The organism is uncultured Gimesia sp., assembly GCF_937919775.1.
GTDB lineage: Bacteria > Planctomycetota > Planctomycetia > Planctomycetales > Planctomycetaceae > Gimesia.
Genome location: NZ_CALFPF010000146.1, coordinates 1 through 6,575, shown reverse-complemented (window position 1 = coordinate 6,575; position 6,575 = coordinate 1). Strand labels below are relative to the sequence as shown.

The 6,575-nt window shown below is 52.6% G+C and carries 7 protein-coding genes; 6 read left to right on the top strand and 1 reads right to left on the bottom strand.

Annotated elements, in window-relative coordinates:
• The 6 genes from Q0294_RS03970 to Q0294_RS03945 form a co-directional block, all read left to right on the top strand.
• Window positions 1–929 (top strand): hybrid sensor histidine kinase/response regulator (locus Q0294_RS03970; RefSeq protein WP_299461148.1); only part of this gene is annotated, 929 nt, incomplete at its 5' end.
• A gap of 201 nt (window positions 930–1,130) precedes the next feature.
• Complete coding sequence (locus Q0294_RS03965; RefSeq protein ID WP_366917902.1) at window positions 1,131–2,348, top strand: DNA polymerase IV; 1,218 nt, start codon at window positions 1,131–1,133, stop codon at window positions 2,346–2,348.
• Complete coding sequence (locus Q0294_RS03960) at window positions 2,339–2,818, top strand: hypothetical protein (RefSeq protein ID WP_299461146.1); 480 nt, start codon at window positions 2,339–2,341, stop codon at window positions 2,816–2,818. Before Q0294_RS03965 ends, Q0294_RS03960 begins: the two co-directional genes overlap by 10 nt.
• 85 nt (window positions 2,819–2,903) lie before the next feature.
• Window positions 2,904–3,767 (top strand): transporter substrate-binding domain-containing protein, encoded by an 864-nt coding sequence (locus Q0294_RS03955; RefSeq protein WP_299461144.1) that lies wholly within the window; start codon window positions 2,904–2,906, stop codon window positions 3,765–3,767.
• On the top strand, window positions 3,764–4,243 hold the full coding sequence (locus Q0294_RS03950; protein WP_299461142.1) for a macro domain-containing protein: 480 nt from the start codon (window positions 3,764–3,766) through the stop codon (window positions 4,241–4,243). The genes Q0294_RS03955 and Q0294_RS03950 overlap by 4 nt, the downstream gene beginning before the upstream one ends.
• 216 nt (window positions 4,244–4,459) lie before the next feature.
• Window positions 4,460–6,016 carry a hypothetical protein gene (locus Q0294_RS03945; protein WP_299461140.1) on the top strand — a complete coding sequence of 519 codons (1,557 nt, stop codon included), beginning with the start codon at window positions 4,460–4,462 and terminating at the stop codon, window positions 6,014–6,016.
• A gap of 37 nt (window positions 6,017–6,053) precedes the next feature.
• Here the strand turns inward: Q0294_RS03945 and Q0294_RS03940 are convergent, their stop codons facing one another.
• Entirely contained in the window at window positions 6,054–6,515 is a 462-nt protein-coding gene (locus Q0294_RS03940) for a hypothetical protein (RefSeq protein WP_299461138.1), read from the bottom strand.
• Window positions 6,516–6,575 lie beyond the last annotated feature (60 nt).

The window sequence follows — 6,575 nt, the reverse complement described above, 5'->3', positions numbered from 1 at the left end:
TTCTGCTCGATTTGAATTTATCTGATCTTCCTGCCATTGAAGCACTTACGCTAATTCAAAAAAACACTCCCACCACGCCTGTCATTACATTGGCTACAGAGGATGACGAAACCCTCAGCAAAGCGGTGATTGAAAAAGGAGCACAGGATTATTTAATCAAAGCAGAACTGACCGGGCCGATTCTTTCCCGCACTATTCGGCATGCCATCGAACGCAAAAAACAATTAATTCGGCTGACACTGCAAAACGAAAATCTGCAGGCGTTTGCCAAAGCAGCATCACACGACTTGAAAGCCCCCCTGGGAAACATCAAAACCATTAGTCAAATCGTTCTCGAAGAAGCAGGCAGCCATCTCGAATATCCCGTACTGGAAATGCTCCGCAGTCTGCCGCTGATCACCAATCGCCTGAAAAAACTGATTGATGATCTCCTCCGTTTTTCCACACTGGGCCAGAACTGCCTGCAACTGGATCACATTTCGCTGCGGAGTTCGATCAGAACGGCCTGTGAATTTCTGGATGAACAACTGCGCAAGCAGAAAGCAACCGTTAATATTGATCACCTGGATGATGTTTATGCTGATGAAGCCTTGATGACAACCGTCTTCCAGAACCTGATTGGTAACGCCTGCAAGTATGTGAAAGACGTGGCACCTGTGATTTGCATCAACACGAAAATGGAAGGGCGTTTCGTGGTTACGATGGTGCAGGACAATGGCATCGGCATCCCTGAAAAAGAACAACAACGCATCTTCGATCCTCTGACACGCGCGGTCAATGCCAGCGACTATGAAGGAACTGGACTCGGACTCTCGATCGTCAAACGAATTATTGAAGCACATCAGGGACAGGTCTGGGTCGAATCCAAGCCCGGCGAAGGCTCCACGTTTTTCTTCACTGTCCCCCAGCCCGATCTCTCCGCTTCCTGACTTATTACTGACTGCGAAGTATCAGTTTCATTCCACCAGAAACGTGTGACATCTATGCAGGAATCAGGATTCAGACGCTTCCCGGTTCCTCTGTTGAAACAAAAAACTGCTCGAAAACCATACTGAGCAGCAGGCCAATTCCTAGAAAAAACCCTGAGACCGTTCAGTAGTATCGTGTAATGCTTCTGGTATTATCCCCGCATGGGCACTAGTTTAATGGGACATATTGACGCGGACTGCTTCTACGTAAGCTGCGAAAGAGTCAGATCTTACAGCTTGCGAGGCGTCCCTTGTGGCGTACTGGGAAACCAGGGTGCGTGCGTCATTGCCAAGAGCTACGAACTCAAAGCCTACGGCGTGAAAACCGGACATCCGATCTGGGAAGCCAAGAAACTCTGCCCGCACGCGGTTTTTGTGAAACGGGATTTTCGCTGGTACGAAGTCATCTCCCGAAAACTGCTGGAGCTGCTCAAAACCGTCAGCCCGCTGGTTGAATACTACAGCATCGATGAAATGTTTTTCGATGCCTCCGAGCTCGCACGTTCTTTTCAACTCCCCCTGATGGAAGCCACCCGCGCGCTGCAGACGCTGGTTCAGGAACAGATCGGCGTCCCCGTCTCGATCGGCATCGCCCCTTCACGCACCCTGGCCAAGCTGGGCAGCGATGCCGCCAAGCCGTTTGGCGTGCGCGTGATTGAAAAACAGTGTGAACCATTCCTGCGCTCACAGCCGGTTGGCGAACTGTGCGGTGTTGGCGGTCGCAGTGCGCGCAAGCTGCACGATAGAAATATCCACACCTGCTGGGACTATCGCGAAGCGGATCGGCTGATGATTCGCAAACTGCTCACGATTAAAGGGGAAGCCCTGTGGTGGGAACTGCGCGGCGACTCGGTCACGCCGATTCAGACCTCCCGGCCGCCTCACAAGGCGATTGCCCGCGGCGGTTCCTGTGGCGGGAAAACCACCGACCCCGATCGCATTCGCGCCTGGGTCGTCAGAAATATCGAACGCCTGATCGAAGCCCTCGACCACCATCGCGTTTATGCCGGTCATATCAGTTTACAGATCGATGCCAACAAAACAGCCCTCTGGCTGGGCCGCACTCCACTGGCGGTCCCCTCTGCTTCATTTCGCACGATCTACGACGCCGTCATGCCCATGCTCGAAGCAGCACCAACCAATCACCCGGTCAGCCACATGCACATCATCGCCGAAAGTCTGATCTGGCGGAACAAAATCCAAAAGTCACTTTTTTTCGAAGAGGCGCAAAGCCCCCTCGATCAACTCAAACACGACATCAATCAAAAACTGGGCCGGTTTGCGATCCGCAGTGCCGAGACACTGCCGCTGCATGAAATCTATCATGACGCGACACATAACTATGATATCTGTGATATTTCAGGAAAGATGTGTTTCTGATGTGCACCGGAATTACCATTGCCTGGCATGACGTGCCCGCTAAACTGATTCAAAAGTTTCAACTGGAAGAACGCATCATCCAGCGTTCGGAGACGGCGGAAAAAGAGATCCTGTTCCTGCAGCGGCATCGGCGCCCATTACTCCCCGTGTTTTATGAAGGCGAACTCCAGATTCTCCCCTGGGGTAATCGCCAGAGAAACTGCAACGCCCCCCTCGCCTGGTGGTGTGAAGTGGCGACGCTCGCATCGGGCGCCTGGTCGATCTATCACCCCGAGCCGGCAGAAATCCAGGCGAACTTCGGGCTGGAACGCGGTGTCTGGTTTCAGATCAGAGAAGGCATCCAAGGCACCATCATCCACGACCAGCACGAACACCCCTATGTCTACATGCTCCTGCAACCTTCATCACATTACTATCAGGTCATGACCGGCTACAACCGCGAACCCGTTTTTCTCGGCGAACAGATTTGAATTATAACCGACCAACAACAAATCTATTGAGCACACGCCCAACACGGGGTATACTGCAGCGAAACCCCGTCACTCAGGAGAAAAGATGATGAATGGATCTCGCGTCTGTACTGCCACATGCCTGATGTTACTCGCTGTTCTGCTGGCCGCGTGTGAAAAACCGGCGGCCACTCCCCAACCGCCGATAGAAGCGAATCCGAACATCGATATCATCCCCGAACCGAATGCCGGCTCGGAAAAGCCGCAGTTGACGGTCGCCATCAGCGTCGATATCGCCCCCTACGTCATGAAAAACGGGATGAGCGGCATCGAAGTCGATATTGCCACACAGGCGCTGCCCGGTTATCAGCTTAACTTTGTGCAAATGCCCTATGAAAAGCTGCAGGCCGCGGTCGCCGAGAATCAGGCCGACGTGGCGCTCGGCGTCCAGCAGTTCAAAGACATCGAAGGCATTTTCTATTCCGACAATTTCATCGACTTCGTGAATTCCGCGATCACCAAAAAATCAGCCGGTCTGAAAATCGAAACCGTCGCCGATCTGGCCGATCACAAAGTGCTGGCCTGGCAGGACGCGTACCTCGAACTCGGGCCCGAATTCAAAAATCTGTTCTCCCCCGATGGCCCACAGCGTAAGAACTACGTGGAAGTCGCCGATCAGAGCGCACAAGTCAAACAGTTCTGGGATGCCAAAGACGCCGTGATTGTGATTGACCGCAGCATCTTCAACGCGATCAGCCAGTCAACGGGACACAAACTGAGTGACGTTGAATATCACGCCATTTTCCCTGAGACGACCTATTTCAAAGCCAACTTCGAAGAAGCCGACGTACGCGACACCTTCAACGCCGGCCTGAAAAAACTCTGCACCAGCGGCGAATACGCCAAACTGCTCCAGAAATACAATATCGACCTGCCCAGTACCATCTGTGACCCGAAACAGAAACCATGACCGGGATCACCTATCTGAAAGGCGATGCCACCCAGCCCCAAACCAAAGGAAACAAGATCATTGCCCATATCTGTAATGACCTGGGCGGCTGGGGTAAAGGCTTCGTGCTGGCAATCAGCAACCGCTGGCCCGAACCGGAAGCAGAATACCGCCAGTGGCATCGACAACGGGCCAAAAATAATTTCAGTCTGGGTGAAGTCCAGTACGTGCAGGTTGAACCTTACATCTGGGTCGCCAATATGATTGGTCAGCGCGGCATGAAAACCGGCAGCAAAGGCCCACCAGTCCGCTACCCGGCCATCGAACAATGCCTGACATCCGTCGCAGAAAAAGCCGGGGAACTCTCGGCTTCCGTCCACATGCCACGCATCGGCTGCGGCCTGGCCGGCGGCAAATGGGACAAAGTCGAACCACTGATTGAACAGACTCTCTGCACTGCTGAAATCGACGTGTATGTATATGACTATGGCTCATAAACTGTCAGGACCAACGCTTCGGAATTCAACCCCATAAGCAGGCACAAGGCACACACAAAGGTCGGGTTTCAAATCTCACATGAGAATAAATCCCTGAACCAGACATAATTCTGAAAAAACAGGAGCGGTATTATATTTTGACGTTATAGTAAGAGGTTGAGAAAGCGGGAGTCACGTTTGTCATTTTCAGTTCGAAACCTTAACCGGAGAGACAAAATGAAAGCCAACACGCGCCGCGAATTTCTTGCAGACATTGGACGAGGTATGTTGATCGGCAGCGTAGGATCATCACTCGCTTTCGACCTCGGACTTTCTCCCATCTTCGCTGGCGAAGACTCAAACAAACTCACGTTTGGATGTATGGAACCGCTGGTATCAGCCCTGCAGGAAACTCCGCTCAACAAATTACAAACGATGCTGGTCAAGAAATTAAACTCCGGCACCGATCTGCAAACATTAATTTCAGCGGCAGCCCTGGCGAATACCCGCTCATTCGGAGGTCAGGATTATATTGGCTTCCATACGTTTATGGCTTTGGCGCCTGCCTACCAGATGACCCGGGAATTACCGACGGAACTCAAGCCACTTCCCGTCTTGAAAGTACTCTATCGAAACACGGCGCAAATTCAGGATACGGACAGCCAACACAATGAAGTACTCCACCCGGTAAAACCATTCACGCTACCGAAGGACAGCCTGGGAGGACCACTCCTGCAGGCGGCAACCCGCAGTGCTGACTACGACAAAGCGGAAGGCACATTCGCCGCTCTTGCGCAAGGGTCGGTTGATGATGCGTTCAACGATTTACAGTTCGCAATTCAGGATGAACTCAATGTCCACCGTGTTGTATTATCCTGGCGCGCCTGGGCGATGCTCGATATGGTTGGACAGGAACACGCACACACGCTACTGCGTCAATCAGTCAGGTTTTGTGTGAAATCGGAACAGGGGCTCAATCATTCGAATCGCCAGCCTTCTAAAATTCGAACGGTACTTCCGATGCTGCTTGACCAGTACCGTTTGCTCGGTAAACCCATCGGAACAAAAAAAGCCGATGATGCCTGGGTGGAATCGCTCGCGCGAACAATCTACCTCAGCAACCCGGAACAAGCCGCCGATGCAGCCGCTGCAGCATTAGCGGAAGGCTTCGAACCTGAATCCGTTGGCGAAGCAATCTCGCTGGCGTCGAATGCGCTCGTCCTGCACGACCAGGGGCGAACAAGGGAGTTTCCCGATAAGCCTATCGGCAGCGTACACGGTGATTCCGTTGGAGTGCACGCGTCTGATTCGGCCAATGCCTGGCGGAATATCGCCCGCGTCAGCAACAAGCGGAACACGATCGCCAGCCTGATAGTCGGCGCGTATCACACAGCGGTCGGCAGGTACAACAGCAAACTGAATGAGCTACCCTATCCGCTCAATGATCAACTCGAAAAGATCACGTCCCAAGATCCGAAAAAGTTGATCCAAGAAGCAGAAGCAGCCATTCGCAACAAAGACCAGTTCCGTGCAGCTGCAGTAATTCATCAGTACGGAAAACTGGGACAGAACGCCCGCCCGGTGTTCGATCTGTTACTACGTTATGCCACCAGTGAAGATGGTGCCTTGCATGCTGAAAAATATTACTGCACGGTGAAAGAAGAATTCAACAATACACGCGAGGCATTCCGCTGGCGTCAGCTCGTGGCCCTCGCGCGCGTGACCGCCAGCGAATATGGAAAATCATCCCCCGGATATGCTGAGGCGTGTGGGTTATTGAATCTCAATACCTGATCTCAGAATTCAAACTCTTCTGAATGCGGAGACACAATCAGTCGGCCGCACCGATGTCGCTGTTGAATGCGTCCTGTAAGATACGGCGTTCGTGGCGCTGATGCGCGATGTAGCCGGTGATCCAGTCGCGCAGTTCGAGTCTGAGTTCGTCGGCGATCTGACGCATCTGCTGCAGAGGGAGAGAATCCTGCATCCGGGCCTGCAGTTCGCTTAACTTGAGCAGCAGGGCACAACGTTCCTCGTACAGATTTTGGACCCGTCCCTGCCAGTTCGGTTGCTCTTCGAGCACTTCGTCCAGGTAGCCCCCTTTATCCTGCAGTGCAAATTCGCGGGGCATCATTTTCAACAGTGTATCCAAAACCTCAGAGATCCATTTCCAGGCCCCCGCATCGCCGTCGGCTTCTTCCAGTAAATCCAGTAAGTCGCCCAGCAGAATATATTCCAACGCGGAAATTTCTTCCAACGCACCATTCACAATACTTGAGTTCTTTCTGAACATACAGAGCCTCCTTTAATTCGCAAAGTAGACGAGATACAAGACTCGACTTCTCTGTTACTG

What these genes read in the sequence shown, in the direction of transcription:
- Q0294_RS03965 (WP_366917902.1), top strand. Translation starts at nt 1,131, where the DNA reads ATGGGCACTAGTTTAATGGGACATATTGACGCGGACTGCTTCTACGTA.
- Q0294_RS03955 (WP_299461144.1), top strand. Translation starts at nt 2,904, where the DNA reads ATGATGAATGGATCTCGCGTCTGTACTGCCACATGCCTGATGTTACTC.
- Q0294_RS03950 (WP_299461142.1), top strand. Translation starts at nt 3,764, where the DNA reads ATGACCGGGATCACCTATCTGAAAGGCGATGCCACCCAGCCCCAAACC.
- Q0294_RS03945 (WP_299461140.1), top strand. Translation starts at nt 4,460, where the DNA reads ATGAAAGCCAACACGCGCCGCGAATTTCTTGCAGACATTGGACGAGGT.
- Q0294_RS03940 (WP_299461138.1), bottom strand. Translation starts at nt 6,515, where the DNA reads ATGTTCAGAAAGAACTCAAGTATTGTGAATGGTGCGTTGGAAGAAATT.